The organism is Nocardia sp. NPDC047038, from assembly GCF_040644075.1.
Classification (GTDB): Bacteria; Actinomycetota; Actinomycetes; order Mycobacteriales; family Mycobacteriaceae; genus Nocardia; species Nocardia sichangensis.
The window spans coordinates 145758-166559 of record NZ_JBEYVQ010000007.1 but is presented as its reverse complement, the minus strand read 5'-3'; the positions used below and the strand labels follow the sequence as shown (position 1 = coordinate 166559).

Here is a 20802-nt window from a genome sequence, read left to right as displayed (position 1 = left end):
GGGTGCTCATCCTCGATTTCTATACCTTGTGGCTGGGGGTCGCTGTGGCGCACTCTTAATACGGCTCGGCCGGGGGGGGCCGGGCCAGCCACCCCCGGCCCCGCCACGACCCCAAGACTATCCCGGCCATGGTGACGGGCTCGCGGCGAATCGTCCGGCCGGCCCTGCCGCCGGGAATAAGATGATGTTGTCACCGCGTGCGGTGTGCGGTCGAAGTCCGCTTCGATCGCCGGGATCAGGTGAGACGCTGCAGGTAGGAGCATACTTACGCGATGAACGAATCGGGCGACTCAACCGTGGACACGGCCGAAGGCACCGTAGCCAGGGTAGTCGGTGCGGGGATCCCGCAAGCCACGGGAAGCTTCCGGTTCTGGTTCGCCGACCAGCACTGGGAGTGGTCGGACGAGGTCGCCGCGATGCACGGCTACGGACCCGACGCGGTGACGCCGACGACCGAGTTGTTGCTTGCGCACAAGCACCCCGAGGACCGGGATCACGTCGCGGAGGCGATCGAGAAGTCGGTGCGCAACGCCGAACCGTTCTGCAGCCGTCATCGCATCATCGACACCGCGGGTGTGCCGCACCATGTGCTCGTACTGGGCGACACCATGACCGACAAGAACGGCACCGTGGTCGGCACCGCGGGCTACTACGTCGACCTGACGGCCACCATCGCCGAGGACCGCCAGGATCTGCTCGACGACACGCTGCCGCGACTCGTCGAAGCGCGCGCGCTGATCGAGCAGGCCAAAGGCGTGCTGATGCGGGTCTACCGGATCAACGCCGACCAGGCATTTCACGTGTTGCAGTGGCGCTCGCAGGAGACCAACGTCAAGCTGCGCGACCTCGCCGCCCAGCTCATCGCCGAAATCGACCGGCTGCCCCCGGCCCCGCCCGGGGTGCAGACCGCCTTCGACCACATGCTGCTCACCTTGCACGAGCGCATCCCGAAGTCGTAGGGAGCGGTCCTAGTGGTCGCGCAGCACGGCGCCGACCCCGTCGTGCAGGGCTGCCACGGCGTCGACCAGGACGATCTCGGCCCCGATCGCCAGAGCGGCCACCGGCAGCGCCTCGTCGGCGCGGCGCATCTCACCGGCCGAGCCGTTCGTGGCCGGGCCGATCAGGGGGTTCGGGGCCGACCCGGCCAGCACCAATCGGTCGCCCAGCACCCCGCGATCGAGCAGTAGCCGCTCCACGGTGGCGGCGCGCAGCACGCTGGTGGTCGCGGCCAGTCCGGCCACCGCCAAGCCGTCCGGGCGCTCGATCTCGGCGGCGAAGCGCTCGAGGACCCGGCGGCGCCGCTGCGCCGCCACCCGGTGCAGAATCTCGCGGACCTCGGCGTCGAGCGCCTCGGGGTCCGAACCCGGTGTCAGCGTGCCGGTTTCGGCGTCGATGACATCCCTGCCCTTCGCATCGAACACCGCCCGAAGTTCCGCACGTGCCAAGGCTTCCCCGGCGAGCACGACGACCTCCGCGCGCACGGTATCGGCGAGCCGGTCCAGCTCGCCCGCGAACTCGCGGACGTCGCGTCGCGCCGTGTCCTCGATTCGCTGCCGGATCGTGCGGTGCGACCAGTCGTCGCGCCGAGGCTCGAGCGCCGGATGGCCGGCGCTGCGGAGGGTGTGCCTCGTTTCGCTGCCGTGGCCGTCGAGTCCGTACAACTCCGAGCCCACTCGGCCCACGAGGGCGACGACATGCGGTACTTTCTCCGCCTGCGCCTCGATCAGCGGCAGCAGGTAGGGCAGGGGCGACACGCGGACGGTCTCGATGTCGGGCGGGCTCGGTAGACGTTCGTCGGCGAGCACCTCGGTCTCGTCGGCGATGAGCAGCCTGCCGCATCGCCCCCGCGCAGGCGGGTGCAGTTCGATCGCCTGGGCGAGCAGCCTGCGGATGCGCGGCCGGGCTCCGCTGCGGTCCAGTTCGGCGTCGATCGAACGCCAGTGCAGCTCGGTATCGCGCGCCGCGTCCTCGGTGTCGTGGGAACTGTCGAAGCAGACCGATGCGAAGGGCCCGTGCTTATGGATGATGCGGCGGAGGTCGGCCATCGGTATCACCTGGGCATCCCTGGCCGCGAAGGTGCGTGCCGGTGGTCGTCGGAAACCATCGGCGACCACTCGGTCCGTGCCGCTCGGCGCCAGGTGGCTTCGTCGTGTGTGCCGACGGCTTCGGTTCGGTGCACCACAGTCGGCGGGTACCCGGGCGTGTCGAGCCGAATCAGCGAACGCAGGTGCTCGGGCGCGGCGCGTTCGTGTAGGAGCGCGCTGCCACACGAGTTGTAGCCGAGGAATTTACGAAGCTTCCGGCTTCGCGGTCGGGTGTGACGATGCGGGGAAAGCTCCGCGGCTCCGACCGGAGCAACCGCCGCCGCTACCGCGCCGCGTTCCGGAGTCGCGTACGCGCGGCGGAGGCCGATCACTGTCAGCGCGACTGCCGTGGATGAAGGCGACGAGTTGGCCACGTGTGTTTCACCACCCGGTGCTTTTTCGGTTTCGTGTAAGAAACCCGGTCGAACCCGCTATTTCCACTGTTCAGCGCCGAAAAATGTAAACAAGCGACCGCTTGGTGTCCAGATCGTAAACCGAAAAGAGCGGTTTGTTTCACGTCGGCTGTGGTAAATGTGGGGTGTATCGGATCGACAGCGCGGTCATCCGATAAAAGGGGCGAGGAACCCGCGCTGCTCGACGTTCAGCCGATTCGACGCGCTCTGTCGCGAAACTACCGGCGCGCACGGACACGAGGGCTCTCCGCAAGTATGTGTACGGCTACGTGCACCAGCGCAGAGGAACGTCATCGTGATCGAGAAACCCGAAGCGCCCGTCGCGGACGACGAAGAACGAGATCGGATCGTATGGCCCGACCCGAGCCCGCTGAGCAGTTGGTGGGCCGAAGTCATGGCGCATCGCCGGATCACCCGGCCGCACGCCTCGGCCGCCGACCCGCGGCACAACTGACGAGCCGCGGGCTCGTCGGTTTCGCCGCGACGCGCAGAAGGCCGGCCGCCGCGGGCCGGCCCTCGGCGCGCAATTGCGGGCAGTGAGTTGTTCTACGACTTCCGCCCGAATGTGTGCAAGTGTTTTCCGCGACATAGCCGAAAGCGCCGCGCGCACAGGGCGATGAGGAATGTCGTTCGTGGCGTGAACAGTGGGCCGGGAGCGAGTTCACCGAAAACCCCGCGCGTTTACATGACATTCACATTTCGCGGAGTTCGAAATCGAGGACTCGCTCCGAGTTCGGCTCGACTTGCGAGGATGTAGCGACTCGTCCCATCCATGACCGCCCCGCGAATTCCGGGGCAGGTCCGACCTGCCTTCTGCGTGGTCGTCACGCCGTTTCCGCCGCCGCGCCGGTGGCGTTTGCGGCGAAGTGCCGTAATGGGTTTGCGGCGGGGCCATCGCGAGCGACGATCCACGGTGTCGTCCCTATCCGCTCGGCGGCGGCTGACCGGCCTCGACGCGCGCCCGCTCGGGCGTCGCGCTGAGCGGCTCGGCCAAATCCTCCAGCGACCGCCCTTCCGCACGCACCCCATACGCCAGTTCCACCAGACCGGCCGCGAACATGGCGAGCGCGCCGATGGTGAACGCCAGGGCCGTCTTCCCCGGCTCGCCGTTCGCGGTCAGCCCGGCGAACACCAACGGTCCCGCGACGCCGCCCGCGACGGTACCGATCGCGTAGAAGAAGGCGATGGCCATGGCGCGGGTCTCCATCGGGAAGATCTCGCTGACGGTCAGATACGCCGCGCTGGCGCCGCACGAGGCGACGAACAGCACCGCGGTCCAGCAGGCGGTGAGCGTGGTCGCGTTCAGGTGGCCCGCCGCGAAAAGCCATGCCGTGCCGAGCAGCAGCACGGCCGAGCCGAGGTAGCTGCCCGCGATCATGGGCTTGCGCCCGATCGTGTCGAAGAACTTGCCCAGCAGCAACGGACCGAGGAAGTTGCCGAAGCAGAGGACCGCGAAGTAATAGCCGACCCGGTCGTCCGGAATGCCGAACGATCTGGACAGGATGAGCGCGTAGTTGAACGTGACGGCGTTGTAGAGGAACGCCTGCCCGATGAACAGCGACAACCCGAGCACGCTGCGCCGCGGATAGTGCCGCACCATCACCGCCGCGATCTCCCGGAAGGAGATGCTGCGCCGCTGCCGAATCCGGATCCGGTGATCGGAGACGTCGGCGAGCGAGGCGCCCGTGTCGTCCCGGACGCGCGCCTCGATCGCGGTGACCGAGCGTTCCGCGTCGTCTTCGCGACCGTGGATGAACTGCCAGCGCGGACTTTCCGGCACATGTCTGCGCACCAGCAGGATGATCAGGCCGAACACGGCGCCGAGCGCGAAGGTCAAGCGCCAGCCCACATTCGGCGGGAACAGATTCGTGTTCAACGCGACGATGGACAGCAACGCGCCGCCGACCGCGCCGAGCCAATAGGTGCCGTTGATGACGATGTCGATGCGTCCGCGGTACTGCTTGGGGATCAGCTCGTCGATCGCGGAGTTGATCGCCGCGTATTCGCCGCCGATGCCGAAGCCGGTGAGGAAGCGGAACAAGACGAACCACCACATCGAGAACGACAAGGCCGTCATGGCGGTCGCGAAGAGGTAGATCGCGAGCGTGATCAGGAACAGCTTCTTGCGGCCGAACCTGTCGGTCAGCCAACCGAAGAAGAGAGCGCCCGAGCCCGCGCCCGCAACGTACATCGCCGCCGCGACGCCGGAAACCTGTGCGGCCGTGATGGTCAGGCCGCTGCCCGGTTCCGAAAGCCGCGCGGCCACGCTGCCGACGACGGTCACTTCGAGCCCGTCGAGGATCCAGACGGACCCGAGCCCGATCACGATCATCCAATGCCACCGAGACCAGGGCAGGCGATCCAGCCTGGCTGGTATGTCGGTCGATATGGTTCGCACGGATCACCACCTTCGCAAGCCTGAGGGTCGGATACCCCGAGCCCGAGCGGCCAACCGCGCGGGTGGGTTAGGCTCGAACACGAGTGAAACGTGTTCTAGAAAGTGGCCTGTCGATGAAGACCATCTTTGCGCTGTGGGGCGTCGGTGACCTGCTCGCGGCGGACTTCGCGCCGCTCCTGACCGGGGCCGCCGCGGTGCAGGCGAACATCTCCGACGCGGCGGTCGAGACGGCGATGCTGCGCATCACGTCGTTCCACGAACCGGTGCGAGCCGTCGTCAGCGTCTGGTGGGCGGACGCGCCGCAGGCGGAGGCGGCCGCGCGGGTGCTCAGCACCGTGGCCGAGCGGGTGGAAGGCTGGCATGTCGAGGAGGTGACGCCGATTCTCCCGCCGGTCACCGCGGTGCTCGAGCGTGCGCCGGGCCTGTCGAACTTCGCCTTCTTGCGTAAACCGGACGACCTGTCGCATGCCGAGTGGCTGGATCGCTGGCGCAACCAGCACACCGCCGTCGCCATCGAGACCCAGGCGACCTTCGGCTACGTGCAGAACGTCGTGACCGGGCCCGCGACGGCCGGTGCGCCGGAGATCGCCGGGATCGTGGAGGAGCTCTTCCCGCTCGCGGCGCTCACCGATCCGCACGCCTTCTACGGCAGCGGCGGTGACGGAGCGGAGCTGGCGCGCCGCATCGATCGGCTGATGGCCAGCGTCGCGACCTTCGGCGGTGACCGGAACTTGGATGTCGTGCCCACCAGCCGATATCGGCTGCGCTGAGGGTTCAGCGGCCGGAGCGCCCCGCCGATTCGCGCAGCGCGACGCGTGCGGCGCGCACGGCGGGATGGTCGCCCGTGCCGCGCCGGTAGGCGAGGTGCGTGCGCCGTCGCATCGGCAGCGCGCCGAGGATGACGCCCGGCGGGCAATCCCGCGTACCGAATTCCGGGACCAGCGCGACACCCTGACCCGCGGCCACGAGCGCGAGGACCGTGCCGAAGTCGTCGGCGTGATGCCGGATCCTGGGCGTGAAGCCCGCCGCCTCGCAGGCACGCATCGTCATGGTGTGGCACATTGTGCCGGGAGTGCTTGCGATCCAAGCGCTTTCGCGATGATCGGCGAGCGGTTCGGCGGTGCGCGCGGCGAGATGGACGATCTCCTCGAACAACGGCTCGCTGTGCAACGCGGGATCGGTGGGGACCGGAGCGTAGTCGTACTCCTGGATCAGCGCGACGTCCAGCGTCTCGGCGCGCAGCGCGTCGGGCGCCAGCGCCGGGTCCAATTCGGTCACACGCAATTCCAGCCGGGGATGCGCGCTGCTCAGCGCGACGAGCGCGGGGGAAAGGATGGTCCGCACCGCGGTCGGAAACGCGCCGATGCGCAAGGTTCCGGTGAGTTCGGTGCGGATCGTGGCCAGTTCGGCGGTGGCCTGCTCGAGCACCGCGAGAATCCGCTCGGTGTGCCCGACGAGCGCCACGGCCGCCGGGGTCAGCGTCACTCGCCTGCCCGTCCGCGTCAACAGTGGCACGCCCGCTTCCCGTTCCAGTGCGGCGAGTTGCTGGGAGACCGCCGAAGGGGTGTAAGCGAGGGCCTCCGCGACCGCCGCGATGGTCTCGCGGTGCGACAGTTCCCGCAGTAGCCGGAGTTTGCGGACGTCGAGCATAAGTTCAGCTTATGGTCTGCGACAGAAACGTGAACTGGATCTGATGAATTCCAGCGGCGAGGCTGATCGTCATGACGCTCGCAGGTCTTTTCGTTCCTCTGGTCACCCCGTTCACGGCCGACGGCGCACTCGCCGCGGACGCGCTGGAGCGGCTCGCCCGCCAAGTCCTCGACGACGGCGCGACCGGCCTGGTCGCGCTCGGCACCACCGGGGAGCCCGCGACTCTGACCGCCGCAGAGCGCGCGGAAGTGATCGCCGTCTGCGCGCGCGTGTGCCGGGAACGCGACGCGCCGTTGATCGTCGGCGCCGGATCGAACTCGACGGCGGCCTCCGTCGAAGCCCTCGCCGGTCTGGATCCGCGCACCACCGCGGCGCTCACCGTGGTCCCGTATTACACGCGCCCTTCCGAGGCGGGCGTGCTCGCGCATTTCCGCGAACTCGCGGCGGCCTCTCCCGTGCCGCTGATCATCTACCACATCCCCTACCGCACCGGACTCTCCCTGGGAACCGCGACACTCCTCGCGCTGGCCGACCTGCCCAACGTCATCGGCCTGAAGCATGCCGTCGGCGCCGTCGACGACGCCACCGTCACGCTGATGGCCGCCCGGCCCGCCGACTTCGCCGTACTGGCCGGCGACGACCTGTTCGCCGCGCCGCTGCTGGCCCTCGGCGCGTCCGGCGCGATCGCGGCCTCGGCCGCCGTGCACACTTCGTCGTTCGCGGCGATGGTTGCCGCGTGGCGCTCCGGTCCGGTCGATGTGGCGCGGACGCTCGGTCACCGGCTCGCGGTATTGTCGGCCCCGTTGTTCGCCGAACCCAACCCCGCGGTGATCAAAGCGGTGCTCGCTGCGCAAGGCCGCATACCGAGCCCTGCGGTACGGTTGCCTCTGCTGCCCGCGAGCGAGGCGGCGACTCGGGCCGCCTTGGTCGCGCTGGCGGAATTTCCGGCAACGGGAACCCGTAATGACTGGTATTGCGGCCGTGAAGGTGCCACGCTTAAGCGGTGACACAACCTCCGGATACCCAGGCGGCTGGGCCCGACCCGGCCACCGACAAACTCGACGCGGCCGTCTTCAAGGTCGCCGGCGTCGTGGTGCTCGGCGCGATCATGTCGATTCTCGACATCACCGTCGTCAGCGTCGCGATCCCGACCTTCCAGCGCGAGTTCGACACGAGCTACGCCATCGCGGCGTGGACGATGACCGGGTACACGCTGGCGCTGGCCACCGTGATCCCGCTGACCGGATGGGCGGCCGACCGCTTCGGCACCAAGCGGCTGTACATCATGGCGCTGACCTTCTTCGTGCTCGGCTCACTGCTGTGCAGCACGGCGTGGAACATCGAATCGCTGATCGCGTTCCGTGTGATCCAGGGCCTCGGCGGCGGCATGCTGATGCCGCTCGGCATGACGATCATGACCCATGCGGCCGGTCCGCAGCGGGTCGGCCGGGTGATGGCGGTGCTCGGCGTGCCGATGCTGCTCGGCCCGATCGGCGGCCCGATCCTGGGTGGCTGGCTGATCGAGAACTTCAGCTGGCACTGGATCTTCCTGATCAACCTGCCGATCGGCGTGATCGCCTTGACGCTGGCGTTCATCGTGCTGCCCAGCGACAAGCCGGAGCCGTCCGAGTCGTTCGACTTCATCGGCATGCTGCTGGCCTCGCCCGGCCTTGCGCTGTTCCTGTTCGGCGTCTCCTCCATCCCGGAGCAGGGGACGGTGCTCGCGGCGCGGGTGCTGATCCCGGCCGCCATCGGCGCGGTGCTGATGGTCGCGTTCGTGTTCCACGCGCTGCGCACCGAGCACCCGCTGATCGATCTGCACCTGTTCCGCAACCGCGCGCTCACCTTCGCGGTGCTCACGATGGTGCTGTTCGCCATCGCGTTCTTCGGAGCGGGTCTGCTGCTGCCGACCTATTTGCAACAGGTGCGCGGTGAGTCGGCGCTGCAAGCCGGTCTGCTGATCGCGCCGCAGGGCATCGGCGCGATGCTCAGCATGCCGATCGCGGGCCGTTTCGTGGACAAGATCGGCCCGGGCAAGATCGTGCTGGTCGGCATCACGCTGATCTCGATCGGGACGGCCTACTTCGTCCAGCTCGACGCGGACAGCTCGTATCTCCCCATGATCGGCGCGCTGTTCGTGATGGGCCTCGGCATGGGCTGCACCATGATGCCGATCATGACCGCGGCGATCCAGACCCTCACCCACCAGCAGGTGGCGCGCGGGTCGACGCTGATGAACATCGTCAACCAGACCGCGGGCTCCATCGGCACGGCGACGATGTCGGTGGTGCTGACCAACCTGCTGAACAACCAGCCGCTGGCGCGCCCGGCGATCGCGGCCAACTTCGATCCCAGCTTGGCGAGCCAGCTTCCGCCGGGCGCCGTCGAAACCGGTCTGCAGCAGGCCGCGGAAGCGTTCAGCCACACCTATGTGGTGGCGCTGGTGCTGATCGTGCTCACCTTGATCCCGGCGTCCTTCCTGCCGCGGACCAAGCCGAAGAACCCGCAGGGGGCCGACGCGGCGACAGTGGTGCACGCCTAGCGGTACTCGTCCCGGGATCGCCTGCCGATCCCGGGACCTACCGCCGTAGGGGCCGGGCGGATGCCGCCGCGGCCCCTATTTCTTGCCGTGGGCAAGGCCTGCGGTGGGCCGCCGCCGCGCCTCGCGGAGGAACGCCAGGACGGCCGGGCTCGCCACCAAGCGGAATTCGTCGAAATACGCGTGCCGTGCGCCCTCGATCAGATGTAGTCGCGCGTCGGGGATGCGCTCGGCCAGCAGGGGAGCGTTCGCGGCGGGATTGAAGCGGTCCTCGGTGCCGTGCACCACCAGGGTGGGAACCCGTATGTCCGGCAAAACATCCCACGCATCGTGCTTGTTGCTCGCGTACAGATGCCTGCGCTTCGCGTAAACCGGCATGGCCGGGTCGCCGAGCGTGTTGTACGGGCCGGACGTGCTCGCCAGCCAGGCCGGGGTGTACATCAGTTCCAGTAGAGCCTGTCGCGCGGCGGCCGGGTCACGCTGCGCGAGCGACCTCCTGACCTCGGGACCGCGTTCGAATGCGTGCTTGCCGCCGGGGGAAGTGCAACCGAGCACCAGGGAGTGCACCCGGTCCGGATGGCGCGCGGCCAGCCACTGGGCCACCCGCCCGCCCATGGACGTGCCGTAGACGGCGGCCTGCCGCACGCCCAGGTCGTCGAGTACCGCGACCACGTCGTCGGCGAATCCCCGCGTGCTGTACACCTCGTCGGGCTTGTCGCTGTCGCCGGTGCCGCGCCAGTCGAGTGTGATGGTGCGGTGCCCGGTCTCGAAGTCCGCGCGGATGCCGTCCCACCAGTGGTGGGTGTTGGCCTGACCGGCGAGCAGGACCAGCGCGCTGCCCGTGCCCGCCACTTGATAGGCGAGGCGAACTCCGTCGGCCGCCGTTGCGTAGGGCACCTCTACGAAATCCTTTCGTTCAGCGATCGCCGCGAAGCCCGTCGAAGACGATCTCCAGGCCGCGCCGCCACGACGGCGAGCCGGTGGTCTCGCCGAGCAGCGACAGCGCCCACATCAAGTTGACGACATCCTCGTCGGTCGCGTCGGCGCGCAGCGCGCCGGCATCCCGGACGCGCGCGAGCACCGCCGACAGGTGCGACATACCGCGATGGCAGGCCTCCGCCAATTGAGCCGCCGCAGGATGATCCCCGGTGAACGCCTCGAGCAGTCCGCGATCGGCGGTGAGCCTGTTGAGCAGGTCTTCCACGAATCCGGTGAACGCCGTCCACGCGTCCGGTTCGGCCGCCGCCCGGGCGGCGATCTCGTCCACCGCCGCCAGCCGGGGCGGCAGAAGGGCATCGATCAGGGTGTCGCGGGTGGGGAAGTGGTTGTACAGCGTCCCGATACTGACGCGGGCGCGCCGCGCGATCTCCTCCAGCGAGCCGTCGAGGCCCTGCTCGGTGAGCACTTCGGCCGCTGCCCGCAGCAGATTGTCGCGATTGCGAGCGGCGTCCCGGCGCAGCGGTTTGGTCACGCGATCATCCTACAGAACCTGAGGCACGCCTCAGATTCTGTGCTACGGTGATAAATCGAGGGGGGCCTCAAATTAAGGAGAACGCATGGCGGATCAGGGAACGGCAGTGATCGTCGGTGTCGGCCCCGGCCTCGGGATGTCGATGGCCCGGCGCTTCGGACGGGAAGGGTTCCGCGTCGCGCTGATCTCGCGCAGCGATGCACGGCACGCCGGGTACCTCGCGGACCTGGCGGAGCGTGGTGTACACGCCACCGCTCACGTCGCGGACGTCACCGACCGGTCGCGGCTCGGCGTGGTACTCGGCGACATCCACAAGGAGGGACCGATCGGAATGGTCTATTACGGACCCGGTTCCACGCAGCAGCCCGTGCCGATCACCGACATCGACGCGGCCACGGCGCGATCGGCGTTCGAGTGGGTGTGGCCCGCGGTCGACGTGGTGAGCGACGTGTTGCCGGGCATGCTCGATCGTGGGAAAGGCGCATTACTTTTCGCCGGCGGGCTCTCCAGCGTCCGCCCCATGCCCATGCTCGGCCACCTCGCCCTCGCCGCGGCGGCACTGCGCAACTACGCGCTCACCTTGAACGCGGCATTGGCCGAGCGCGGTCTCTATGCGGGCACGCTGACCATCGGCGGACTCGTCGAGCGCGGGGACATCCACGCGATGGTCACCGCCGACCCGGCGCGCTTCGGCAGCGCGGACGGCCACACTCTCGATCCGGACGACTTGGCCGATACCGCGTGGGGCATGTATCGCACCCGCGACCGCGCCGAAACGATCTTCGACGCCATCGGCGTATGACGGCGGAGGTCAGCCGTACAGGGCGATGAAGCGGTCCAGGGAACGTTCGATATCGCCCTTGACGGCGCGGGCCACACCGGATCCGATGGGGCCGAACAGCGGCGCGCCGCCGAGTTCGATGTCGACGGTGACCTCCGAACCGGAGCCCTTCGGGGCGACGAGCAGCTGCAACCCCAGTTTGGTGCCGCCTTTGCCCGCGCCGGTCAGTTGCAGGCGGCGCGGCGGCTCGGCGGCCCGCACGGTCCAGGTGACCCGGTTGCGCAGGCCCTTGACCGAGGCGATGCCGACCAGTTGGGTGCCGACGGTCAATTCGGCGGGAACCTCGCCGCGCCACGCTTCGTGCATGGTCAGCCATTTGTCGAGTTCGGCGAGGTTGGAGGTGTGCGTCCAGGCCTCCTCGGGCGAGATCGGAACGTCGACCGAGACCTTCAGCTTTGCCATGGGCGCATGGTATCCGGCTCCGGCGGTCCGGTCGGTGCGAGGCACGGCCGGTCCGGGCGGACTCCCCGCACAGCGGTGGACGCTACTTCGCGGAATCGAATTCGAGCACCCGCCAATACATTTGTTGATGCGTCAGCGAACGGCCATTCCGCCTGTTCGGCTCGGCCGCCGTGGGCGTTCGGGGCCTCCGCGCCGCCACCCGCGCTTCCGGTGCTGGTCCGACGCGCGGGCCCATACGCAGGACAAATGGTCCACGGGTTGCACGGCAGCCCAACATTATTGCGCAGCTATGTCGCGATCCGCGGCACCTATCGTCCCAGTTCCGGGAATCCGGAAAGTGTCTGTGGGATCGGCAGAGAGTTCGTTGGAATGCTGCTAATGTGCGAATGGTCGGGTTCTGGTTACCGTTCGGACACGATCCGGGCGGTCGGCGATTGACATGTAATCGCCTGTCCTGCGGGCACTGTGCGGTAGGCGCTCTCGGTGAGCGCCGGTGCCGTCGTGGGATTTCCGGTACTCCGACGCGGACCCCACCGACCGGTCCGTTCATGGTCGGCAGGCGAGGGAAGGCGAGCGAAGCAGGATGGCAGTGGGCCGATTCCTCGAGACCAGTCAACGACGAAAGAACTGATGAATCAAGATATCGCCGTGGTGCTTTCATGGATCCTCGCCGTCGCTTTGGTGATCGCCGTAGCGGGGGCGTTGTACGCAGTACAGTATGCCAGGGCTCAGCGGGCCAAGCTCGAGGCTCTGGCCAGGGAACAGCGCGCGACGGAGGACACGCTCGAGCGGTTCGCCGCCACTACGCTACCCGCGGTGGCCGAGTCGATCCGCCGGTTCGAGTCCCAGGTGCCCCCGGTCGAAGTCCAGGCGGGCATGGAGAATTCGCGGCTCGCGCAGATCCTGCGGTGGATCTCCGAGCGGTATGCCGACGATCTGAGCTTGATGCGCTCGGAGACCAGGGAGCTGACCAACAACGAAGGACAGCAGGCGATCAAGGCGGCCGAGGAGGCCGCGCGCAACGAGGTCGCCTCCGCATCGCGCCAGGCGACCAGTGCCGCGGTCCGCTCGTTCGGCACCTCCGTGGTCAGCCTCGGCGCTGACGTCAGCCAGGTGGTGAGCGCCGCGCTGCGTGAGCATCGCGACGATCAGGTGTACGAAACCCTCACCCGCATCGACCACACGGTGCAGCAGATGATCCGCCAGGCGCAGTCCTACGTGATCGTCTGCGGTGGTCTGCCCGGCCGCCGCTGGCCCGCGCAGACGCTGACCGACGTGGTCGGCGGCGCCATCGGCCGTGTCCGGGAATACCTGCGGGTGCGGCCCAACCAGCTCGACCGTGTCGTGATCAGCCGCGCGGTGGAACCGCTCGTGCACACACTGGCGACCTTGCTGGACAACGCGTTGCGGTACTCGCCGCCGACTTCCTACGTGGACGTCAACTTCCAGGAGGGTCACCACGGCGTCACCGTCATCATCGATGACGCGGGCGTGCGGATGAACGCCGAGCAGATGGAGGAGGCCCGCCAGGTGCTCGCGCACGAGCGGCCCGTCGACATCCACCAGCTCGGTCCGTCGCCGAAGGTCGGCTTCCCGGGCATCGCCGCGCTGGCCCGCCGTTACGGCTTCACCGTCTACATCGACGGCCCGAACGTCTACGGCGGCATGCGCGCGATGGTCTACATCCCGGAGTCGCTGCTGGTCACCCCGCAGAACGTCCAGGAGGTCGCGCCCGTGACCGAGGCAAAACCGGAGCCGGTCACGGTTCCCGCGCAGGACGCGCCGAGCGAACAGCCCGGCGAGAACGAGCCGTCGCTGTCGGTGAGCGAGATCACCAGCGGCGGGCTACCCAAGCGGCGACGCAGGACGGTCGCACTCGCCCCGGTCGGGCCGCGCACCGAACCCGGCCTCGCTCGCCCCGAGGTCGCCGCAGCTTGGCATACCGGCTCCAAGAGCGGCCGCGCCGCCGCATCTGATGACACGGAAGGGATGACATCCTGATGGCCACACCCGTGACCGACAGCAGCAACAAACTGGGCTGGCTACTCGAAGATCTCAGCATCACGGGTGTGCGGTTCTCAGTGTTGCTGTCCGACGACGGCCTGCGGATCGCGCACTCCACGGGGATCGCCCGCGACGAGGCGGAACGCTTCGCCGCCGCGGCCTCCGGCCTGCGTTCGCTCGGCAAGGCGCTCGGCGAATTCTGCGGTGACGCCACGAACGGCGTGCGGCAGAACATCACCGAGTACGACCAGGGGATGATCCTCATCACCGCGGCAGGCGAGGGCGCGCTACTCGGCGTCGCGACCACCAACGACATCGACGTGGGCCTCGTCGCCCACCGGATGAACGAGCTGGCAGGCCGGGTCGGACGCGAGCTCGGCAGCCAGCCGCGCAGGCGCGTTGACGGCAGCGAAATGCCATGATCGAGCGCAGCGAGCGAGTCAGAGGTACTGCGCCGCTGGGCAGCACGGAGCCGAGCGAGAGCGAGGTGCCGTCATGAGCAAGCCGCGGCGCGATCCGGACCTGGTCCGGGCTTATGTGCGCACCGGAGGGCGTACGCGCCCCACTCGCGAGCTGGACCTGGTTACTTTGGTCCTGACCGCCAAAGATCCACTCCCCGGCGCGTCGCCCGATGCGCGCCGGGTCATGGCCCTGTGCAGCCGTCGGGGTGCGCTGTCGATCGCGGAGATCGCTGCGTACCTCGACCTTCCGCCGTCCGTCGTGAAGATCGTCGCGTCCGATCTCATGGACGGCGGGCACCTGGTCACCCCCACCCCGGCCGAGTCCCTGCCGGAGATCGCTCTGCTGGAGGAGGTACTCAATGGGCTCCGTGCTCTTGCCGTCTGATCGCGCTGTCGATTACGTGCCGGAGACCGTGACCCGCTCGGTGAAACTGCTGGTGGCCGGCAACTTCGGTGTCGGCAAGACCACGTTCGTGAGCAGCGTCTCGGAGATCAAACCGCTGCGCACCGAGGAGACCATCACCGAAGCGAGTGTCGGCGTCGACGATATGGCGGGGCTGCCCGGCAAGTCGCAGACCACGGTCGCGATGGACTTCGGCCGCATCACGCTCAGTCCCAAACTGGCGCTCTACCTGTTCGGCACTCCGGGTCAGCAGCGTTTCGTCCCCTTGTGGGAGGAGCTGGCCCGCGGTGCGCTCGGCGCGCTCGTGCTGGTGGACACCCGCCGCATCGAGAAGTCCGACGAGGTCCTCTCGGTGCTGGAGGAGCGCGGCGTCCCGTATTCGGTCGCCGTCAACCAGTTCGAAGGCGCCCGGCCCTACCCGCTCGACGAGGTGCGCGATGCCCTCGACCTGGAACCCGGGACCCCCCTGACGTCACTGGACGCCCGGGACCGAGGCACGTGCCTGCGTTCGCTGATCACGCTAGTCGAATTCTTGTTCCACCGTTTGGAGTCTCGCATTTGACCACGTCCCAGTCCTCGACCCACCCCGGGCACCTATCCAGCGGCGCCTGCCCGGTCGCACACGGATCGCCGATCGACACCGACGGTCCCAGAATTCCGCTCTATGCCGAGGGATTCGCGGCCGACCCCCACGGGATCTACCGGGAAATGCGCAGGCGCCACGGTTCGTTGGTCCCGATCGAACTGTCGCCAGGGGTGCCCGCCACGCTGGTGATCGGCTATCAGGAAGCCGTGCGGATCCTCAACGATCCCGAGCACTTCCCCGCCGATCCACGCATCTGGCAAAAGAACATCCCCGAGGACTCGCCCATCCGTCCGATGATGGAGTGGTACCCGAACGCGCTGCGCAACAGCGGCGCGGCGCATGCCCGCTACCGGGGTGCGTACGTCGCGAGCATCGACGCCATCGACCTGCACGAGGTGCACTCGATGGTAGAGCGCATCGCGATTCCGCTGATCAACACCTTCTGCCAGGCGGGGTCCGCCGATCTGGTGACCCAGTACGCGTTCCCGCTCGTCTTCGAAGTGCTCAACCGGATCGTCGGCTGTTCGACGGAACTGGGGCAGCGGGTCGCCACCGGCATGGCGATGCTCTTCGACACCGTCGAGGCGGCCAAGGGCATGCAGATGCTCTCCGAGGCGCTGATGGAGCTGATCCACCAGCGCCGCGCGGAGCCGGGCGACGACGTCACGTCCCGGTTGGCGCATCACCCGGCCCGCCTGAACGACGAGGAGATGCTGTCGAACCTGATCAGCCTCTACGGTGCCGGGATCGAGCCGCAGCAGAACCTGATCACCAACACCCTGCTGCTGATGCTCACCGACGACCGTTTCGGTGGCGACATGCTCGGCGGCGCGCTGTCGACGCGTGACGCGCTGGACGAGGTGTTGTTCAACGACCCCCCCATGGCGAACTTCTGCATCACCTATCCGCGCCAGCCCATCCTGATCGACAACGTCTGGTTGCCCGCGCACCAGCCGGTGCTGATCAGCCTGGCGGGGTGCAACAACGATCCGGCGATCCGCGGCGGCGACCGCACCGGTAATCGCTCGCATCTGGCGTGGGCGGTCGGCCCGCACGCCTGCCCCGCGAAGTCCGTCGCGTCCGTGGTCGTGCAAGAAGCCATCGACCAGCTGCTCGACGCACTCCCCGAAATGCAGCTGGCCGTGCCCGCGGACGAAGTGGTCTGGCGGCCCGGCCCATTCCACCGGGCGTTGGCGGCCCTGCCGGTCGTCTTCCCCAAGTCCCCTCCGTTGAACATGGTGTAAGGAGAAGCGTCCGATGTCGCAAGAGCCGATAGTCTTGGATCTGACCGGTTCCGATATCCAAGGCGAAGCGGCGCGGCTGCGCGAGCGTGGGCCGGTGGCCCTGGTGGAACTGCCCGGCGGGGTGCCGGCGTGGTCGATCACCGATGCCGTCGTGCTCAAGAGCCTTCTGGCCGACCCGCGCGTCTCGAAGGACCCCAGGCAGCACTGGGCCGCGTTCATGAACGGCGAGATCACCGAGGAGTGGCCGCTGCACCCGTGGGTGGCGGTCGACAACATGTTCACCGCCTACGGCGCCGAGCATCGGCGGCTGCGCAAGCTGGTCGCCCCCGCGTTCACGCACCGTCGTACGGTGGCGCTTCGACCGCGCATCGAAGCGATCACCGCCGAGTTGCTCGACCAGTTGGCCGCGACCCCGCGCGGCACGGCCGTCGATCTGCGTGAGGGTTACGCGTATCCGGTGCCGATCCAGGTCATCACCGAGCTGATGGGTGTGCCCGAGCATCTGGGCCCAGGCGTGCGGAAATGTGTCGACGGATTCTTCGACACTTCGTTCGGTCCGGAGGAGGCCCAGGCCAACTACCTGGAGATGTACCGGCTCGTCAGCGAACTGGTGGCGTACCGGCGGGAGGCGCCCGGCGACGACATCACCAGCGTCCTGATCGCCAGCCGGGACGAGGAGGACGGCTCACAGCTGACCGAGAAGGAACTCGTCGACACCCTGATGCTGGTCATCAACGCCGGGCACGAGACGACGGTGAACCTGCTGGATCAGGCCATCTTCGCGTTGCTCACCCGTGCGGACCAGCGCGCCGACGTGGTGGCGGGGCGGATCCCTTGGTCGGACGTGGTGGAGGAGTCGCTGCGCTACGAGGCGCCGGTCGCGCACCTGCCGCTGCGCTACGCCGTCGAGGACATCGACATCGCCGACGTCCGTATTCCCAAGGGGGAGGCGATCCTGGCCTCCTACGTGGCGGCCAACCGCGATCCGAAGGTGCACGGTCCGAACGCCGACCAGTTCGACCCGCGGCGCTCGGTCAAGGATCATGTGGCCTTCGGTTACGGGGCGCATCATTGCCTGGGCGCGCCGCTGGCCCGGATGGAAGCCGAGATCGCCCTTCCGGCCATCTTCCGGCGCTTCCCGGACATGCGCCTCGCGGTCGATCCGTCCGAGCTGGGCACCGTGCTCAGCTTCATCTCCAACGGTCATTCCGAGCTGCCGGTGTTCCTGGAGGCGACGGAGTAGGTCGGCCGGGAAGAACATCTCGATCACACCCGGCATGGGCGCTCGGCTGTCCCGCGCCGGGACTCGACAGCCCGCGTGTCCCCCGGGGATACGCGGGCGGAGGTGTTCCACCGTCGGCGTACGCACTTGGGAACACGCACGATCGCACCGTTTCGGCACACGAGATATGCTCTGCGGCAGCGGAATTCGACGTAGTGTCGAATTCGCGACGCTCGCATGGCAATTCGCTTTCCCGGGCTCCGGGACGCTTGTCGTGTGCCCACCCTGCTCGTCGAACGTTCCGACTTTGGAGTCACGTTTTGGCCCACCCACAGTCCTCGACATCGTCCTTCTCCACCGGCTGCCCGGTCCCGCACGGTTCACCGGTCGGCTCCGACGGACCCCGGGTCGCTCTGTACTCGGACGATTTCGCGGCGGATCCACACCGTGTCTATCGAGAAGCGCGCGCGAGATACGGTTCGCTGGTGCCGGTGGAGCTGTCGCCCGGCGTGCCCGCGACGCTGGTGATCGGATATCACACCGCGGTGCGCATCCTGAACGATCCCGACCACTTTCCCGCCGATTCGCGGACCTGGCAGCAGACCGTGCCCAGTGACTGTCCGGTCCTGCCGCTGCTCGAGTGGCGTCCGGCCGCGATCCGCAACTCCGGCCTGGAACACGCCCGGTACCGGCAGGCCACGGTGGCGGGCATCGATGAGATCGACCAGTTCGCGCTGCACAACACGGTGGAGCAGATCGCCGTCCCACTGATCAACACATTCTGCGGCGACGGCTCCGCCGATCTGATCTCGCAATACGCGTTCCCGCTCGCGTTCGCGGTGATCAACGCGATGCTCGGCTGCCCGCCGGAAATCGGGCAGCGGGCGGCGATGGGACTGGCCGCCATGTTCGAGGGCGTGGACGCCGAGCAGGGCAATGCGATGTTCAACGGGGCGATGTCGGACCTGGTGGCGCTCAAGCGAGCCCATCCAGGCGACGACATCGTCTCCCGGATACTGCGGCACCCTGTCGATTTCGACGACGAGGAGATGGTCCAGCAGGTGCTGATGCTGTACGGCGCGGGGATCGAGCCGCAGCAGAATCTGATTGTCAACACCCTGCGCCTGATGCTCACCGACCAGCGTTTCGCGGGCGGCATCCTCGGCGGCAGCCTGTCGACCAGGGACGCGCTGGACGAGGTGTTGTTCACCGACCCGCCGCTGTCGAACTACTGCGTCACCTTCCCGCGACAGCCGATGCTGATCGACGGCGTCTGGCTACCCGCGCACCAGCCGGTGGTCATCAGCATGGCCGGATGCAACAACGACCCCGCGATCAACACGGGCGCCTACACCGACAATCGCGCTCATCTCGCCTGGAGCGTCGGGCCGCACACCTGTCCGGCCCGGTCGGTGGCCTATCTGATCGCCCAGGACGCCATCGATCAGCTGCTCGACGCGCTGCCCGAGATGCGGTTGGGTGTTCCTGCCGAGCAGCTGACCTGGCGACCGGGTCCGTTCCATCGATCGCTGACCGCCCTGCCGGTCCTCTTCCCGGAATCACCGCCCCTGCCCGTCTATGTCCCGCAGCCGGAGGGGAGCGCGGCGCAGTAGCCGTGCTCCGTCCGGCAAGCCGCCGTCGCCGCGTTCCCGTCCAGAAGGAGGTTGCCGCTCAGAGGTCGTCGTGCACACAGCTGATGAGGGTGTGCGCCGGCCTGTCACCGATCCCCACGCATCACGCCGACCTTCGCCGTCGCGGCGCGCACGCGCCCGGTCGATCGCGTTCGTCGCATGTTCGTTCCTCTGGAGTTTCGTCTTTGACCACGCCACACTTCCCGCCGTCCACTTCCGCGAATGGGTGCCCCGTCTCGCACGGATCGCCGATCGACACCAGCGGCCCTCGTTACCCGTTGTATTCGCAGGAATACGCGGAAGATCCGCACAACGCATACCGCGAAATGCGCCGCCAGTTCGGTTCGCTCGTCCCGATCGAGCTGTCGCCGGGCGTGCCCGCCACCCTTGTGATCGGCTACCACACCGCGCTGCGCATCCTCAATGATCCCGACCATTTCCCGGCCGATCCGCGGATCTGGCAGAAGGACATTCCGGGCGAGTGCCCGGTCCTGCCGATGCTGGAGTGGCGGCCGAACGCGCTGCGCAGTGCGGGCCTCGAGCATCTGCGCTACCGCCAGGCGAACGTCGCCAGCATCGCCGGGGTGGACCTGCACGCGCTGCACGGAACCGTCGAGCAGATCGCCATCCCGCTGATCAACGCCTTCTGTGAGGACGGCGCGGCGGATCTCATCAGCCAATACGCGTTCCCGCTCAGCTTCGCGGTGCTCAATGCCATGCTCGGCTGTCCGGCGGACATCGGCCAGCAGGTCGCGACCGGTATGGCCGCCATCTTCGAAGGCGTCAACGCGGACAAGGGCAACGCGATGCTCACCGACGCGCTGTTCGAACTCGTGCAGATGAAGCGCAAGGACTCCGGCGACGACATCACGTCCAGGCTGTTGCAGCATGAGGCCGGGCTGGACGACGTCGAGATGATCCACCAGCTGGTCACGCTCTACGGCGCGGGCATCGAGCCGATGCAGAACCTCATCGTCAATACCCTGCTGCTGATGCTCACCGACGAACGTTTCGCGGGAGACTTTCTCGGCGGCAGCCTCTCGACGCGCGACGCCCTCGACGAGGTGCTGTTCAACGACCCGCCGATGGCGAACTACTGCGTCAGCTTCCCGCGCCAGCCGATCCTCATCGATGATGTCTGGCTACCCGCGCACCAGCCGGTGCTGATCAGCATGGCCGGATGCAACAACGACCCGGCGATCGGCGTCGGGCAGCGCACCGACAGCCGTGCCCATCTGGCGTGGAGCGTGGGCCCGCACGCCTGTCCAGCCCGGTCGGCCGCGTACCTGGTGGTGCAGGACGCGATCGATCAGATCCTCGACGCCTTGCCCGAGATGCGGTTGGGCCTGCAGCCCGGTCAGTTGAGCTGGCGGCCGGGACCGTTCCACCGTGCGCTGGTGTCCCTGCCGGTCGTCTTTCCGAAATCCCCTCCACTGACCGTCTTCTAAGGAGT

The 20802-nt window shown here is 68.0% G+C and carries 20 protein-coding genes; 14 read left to right on the top strand and 6 right to left on the bottom strand.

Going from position 1 to position 20802, the window contains the following annotated elements; all coding sequences use genetic code 11:
• Window positions 1-272: 272 nt before the first annotated feature.
• On the top strand, window positions 273-959 hold the full coding sequence (locus ABZ824_RS23840) for a PAS and ANTAR domain-containing protein (protein WP_355076592.1): 687 nt from the start codon (window positions 273-275) through the stop codon (window positions 957-959).
• Between the two features lie 9 nt (window positions 960-968).
• Here ABZ824_RS23840 and ABZ824_RS23835 read toward each other — a convergent pair whose 3' ends face one another.
• Window positions 969-2045 carry a hypothetical protein gene (locus ABZ824_RS23835; protein ID WP_356965402.1) on the bottom strand — a complete coding sequence of 359 codons (1077 nt, stop codon included), beginning with the start codon at window positions 2043-2045 and terminating at the stop codon, window positions 969-971.
• 747 nt (window positions 2046-2792) lie between these two features.
• On the opposite strand from ABZ824_RS23835, the gene ABZ824_RS23830 reads away from it, so the two are divergent.
• A complete protein-coding gene (locus ABZ824_RS23830) occupies window positions 2793-2951 on the top strand; it encodes a hypothetical protein (protein WP_355076589.1) in 159 nt (52 codons plus the stop codon).
• A 468-nt stretch (window positions 2952-3419) separates the two neighbouring features.
• Here the strand turns inward: ABZ824_RS23830 and ABZ824_RS23825 are convergent, their stop codons facing one another.
• Window positions 3420-4895 (bottom strand): MFS transporter, encoded by a 1476-nt coding sequence (locus ABZ824_RS23825; protein ID WP_356965401.1) that lies wholly within the window; start codon window positions 4893-4895, stop codon window positions 3420-3422.
• Between the two features lie 113 nt (window positions 4896-5008).
• On the opposite strand from ABZ824_RS23825, the gene ABZ824_RS23820 reads away from it, so the two are divergent.
• Window positions 5009-5665, top strand: a complete 657-nt coding sequence (locus tag ABZ824_RS23820; protein WP_356965400.1) for an EthD domain-containing protein — start codon at window positions 5009-5011, stop codon at window positions 5663-5665.
• Between the two features lie 4 nt (window positions 5666-5669).
• Here ABZ824_RS23820 and ABZ824_RS23815 read toward each other — a convergent pair whose 3' ends face one another.
• Window positions 5670-6545 carry a LysR family transcriptional regulator gene (locus tag ABZ824_RS23815; RefSeq protein WP_356965399.1) on the bottom strand — a complete coding sequence of 292 codons (876 nt, stop codon included), beginning with the start codon at window positions 6543-6545 and terminating at the stop codon, window positions 5670-5672.
• Between the two features lie 71 nt (window positions 6546-6616).
• On the opposite strand from ABZ824_RS23815, the gene dapA reads away from it, so the two are divergent.
• The gene (gene dapA / locus ABZ824_RS23810) at window positions 6617-7552 is read left to right on the top strand and encodes a 4-hydroxy-tetrahydrodipicolinate synthase (protein ID WP_356965398.1); all 936 of its coding nucleotides are present in this window, start codon (window positions 6617-6619) and stop codon (window positions 7550-7552) included.
• A complete protein-coding gene (locus ABZ824_RS23805) occupies window positions 7549-9087 on the top strand; it encodes a DHA2 family efflux MFS transporter permease subunit (protein ID WP_355076580.1) in 1539 nt (512 codons plus the stop codon). The genes dapA and ABZ824_RS23805 overlap by 4 nt, the downstream gene beginning before the upstream one ends.
• 75 nt (window positions 9088-9162) lie before the next feature.
• On the opposite strand, the gene ABZ824_RS23800 is transcribed toward ABZ824_RS23805, so the two are convergent.
• Both ABZ824_RS23800 and ABZ824_RS23795 read right to left on the bottom strand, forming a co-directional pair.
• Window positions 9163-9981, bottom strand: coding sequence for an alpha/beta fold hydrolase (locus tag ABZ824_RS23800; RefSeq protein WP_356965397.1), 819 nt, complete (start codon window positions 9979-9981; stop codon window positions 9163-9165).
• A 19-nt stretch (window positions 9982-10000) separates the two neighbouring features.
• The gene (locus ABZ824_RS23795) at window positions 10001-10555 is read right to left on the bottom strand and encodes a helix-turn-helix domain-containing protein (protein WP_356965396.1); all 555 of its coding nucleotides are present in this window, start codon (window positions 10553-10555) and stop codon (window positions 10001-10003) included.
• A gap of 85 nt (window positions 10556-10640) precedes the next feature.
• On the opposite strand from ABZ824_RS23795, the gene ABZ824_RS23790 reads away from it, so the two are divergent.
• Complete coding sequence (locus tag ABZ824_RS23790) at window positions 10641-11357, top strand: SDR family NAD(P)-dependent oxidoreductase (protein WP_355076575.1); 717 nt, start codon at window positions 10641-10643, stop codon at window positions 11355-11357.
• Between the two features lie 9 nt (window positions 11358-11366).
• On the opposite strand, the gene ABZ824_RS23785 is transcribed toward ABZ824_RS23790, so the two are convergent.
• Window positions 11367-11798 carry an SRPBCC family protein gene (locus tag ABZ824_RS23785; RefSeq protein WP_067809684.1) on the bottom strand — a complete coding sequence of 144 codons (432 nt, stop codon included), beginning with the start codon at window positions 11796-11798 and terminating at the stop codon, window positions 11367-11369.
• Between the two features lie 648 nt (window positions 11799-12446).
• Between ABZ824_RS23785 and ABZ824_RS23780 the strand changes: the two genes are divergently transcribed.
• From ABZ824_RS23780 to ABZ824_RS23745, 8 genes are all read left to right on the top strand, one after another.
• Window positions 12447-13799 carry a sensor histidine kinase gene (locus ABZ824_RS23780; RefSeq protein ID WP_355076571.1) on the top strand — a complete coding sequence of 451 codons (1353 nt, stop codon included), beginning with the start codon at window positions 12447-12449 and terminating at the stop codon, window positions 13797-13799.
• Complete coding sequence (locus ABZ824_RS23775; protein ID WP_355076570.1) at window positions 13799-14224, top strand: roadblock/LC7 domain-containing protein; 426 nt, start codon at window positions 13799-13801, stop codon at window positions 14222-14224. Before ABZ824_RS23780 ends, ABZ824_RS23775 begins: the two co-directional genes overlap by 1 nt.
• 73 nt (window positions 14225-14297) lie before the next feature.
• A complete protein-coding gene (locus ABZ824_RS23770) occupies window positions 14298-14648 on the top strand; it encodes a DUF742 domain-containing protein (RefSeq protein WP_039805398.1) in 351 nt (116 codons plus the stop codon).
• Window positions 14623-15228, top strand: a complete 606-nt coding sequence (locus tag ABZ824_RS23765; RefSeq protein WP_356965395.1) for an ATP/GTP-binding protein — start codon at window positions 14623-14625, stop codon at window positions 15226-15228. The genes ABZ824_RS23770 and ABZ824_RS23765 overlap by 26 nt, the downstream gene beginning before the upstream one ends.
• Window positions 15225-16496 carry a cytochrome P450 gene (locus ABZ824_RS23760; protein WP_356965394.1) on the top strand — a complete coding sequence of 424 codons (1272 nt, stop codon included), beginning with the start codon at window positions 15225-15227 and terminating at the stop codon, window positions 16494-16496. Before ABZ824_RS23765 ends, ABZ824_RS23760 begins: the two co-directional genes overlap by 4 nt.
• A gap of 13 nt (window positions 16497-16509) precedes the next feature.
• Window positions 16510-17739, top strand: a complete 1230-nt coding sequence (locus tag ABZ824_RS23755; RefSeq protein WP_356965393.1) for a cytochrome P450 — start codon at window positions 16510-16512, stop codon at window positions 17737-17739.
• Window positions 17740-18038: 299 nt separating this feature from the next.
• Entirely contained in the window at window positions 18039-19331 is a 1293-nt protein-coding gene (locus ABZ824_RS23750; protein WP_356965392.1) for a cytochrome P450, read from the top strand.
• A 344-nt stretch (window positions 19332-19675) separates the two neighbouring features.
• Window positions 19676-20797, top strand: coding sequence for a cytochrome P450 (locus ABZ824_RS23745; RefSeq protein WP_356965391.1), 1122 nt, complete (start codon window positions 19676-19678; stop codon window positions 20795-20797).
• Window positions 20798-20802: the final 5 nt, after the last annotated feature.

Coding starts and splice junctions, on each gene's coding strand:
- ABZ824_RS23840 (WP_355076592.1), top strand. CDS start 273: ATGAACGAATCGGGCGACTCAACCGTGGACACGGCCGAAGGCACCGTA.
- ABZ824_RS23820 (WP_356965400.1), top strand. CDS start 5,009: ATGAAGACCATCTTTGCGCTGTGGGGCGTCGGTGACCTGCTCGCGGCG.
- ABZ824_RS23815 (WP_356965399.1), bottom strand. CDS start 6,545: ATGCTCGACGTCCGCAAACTCCGGCTACTGCGGGAACTGTCGCACCGC.
- ABZ824_RS23785 (WP_067809684.1), bottom strand. CDS start 11,798: ATGGCAAAGCTGAAGGTCTCGGTCGACGTTCCGATCTCGCCCGAGGAG.
- ABZ824_RS23770 (WP_039805398.1), top strand. CDS start 14,298: ATGAGCAAGCCGCGGCGCGATCCGGACCTGGTCCGGGCTTATGTGCGC.
- ABZ824_RS23745 (WP_356965391.1), top strand. CDS start 19,676: ATGCGCCGCCAGTTCGGTTCGCTCGTCCCGATCGAGCTGTCGCCGGGC.
- ABZ824_RS23765 (WP_356965395.1), top strand. CDS start 14,623: ATGGGCTCCGTGCTCTTGCCGTCTGATCGCGCTGTCGATTACGTGCCG.
- ABZ824_RS23755 (WP_356965393.1), top strand. CDS start 16,510: ATGTCGCAAGAGCCGATAGTCTTGGATCTGACCGGTTCCGATATCCAA.
- ABZ824_RS23775 (WP_355076570.1), top strand. CDS start 13,799: ATGGCCACACCCGTGACCGACAGCAGCAACAAACTGGGCTGGCTACTC.
- dapA (WP_356965398.1), top strand. CDS start 6,617: ATGACGCTCGCAGGTCTTTTCGTTCCTCTGGTCACCCCGTTCACGGCC.
- ABZ824_RS23835 (WP_356965402.1), bottom strand. CDS start 2,045: ATGGCCGACCTCCGCCGCATCATCCATAAGCACGGGCCCTTCGCATCG.
- ABZ824_RS23790 (WP_355076575.1), top strand. CDS start 10,641: ATGGCGGATCAGGGAACGGCAGTGATCGTCGGTGTCGGCCCCGGCCTC.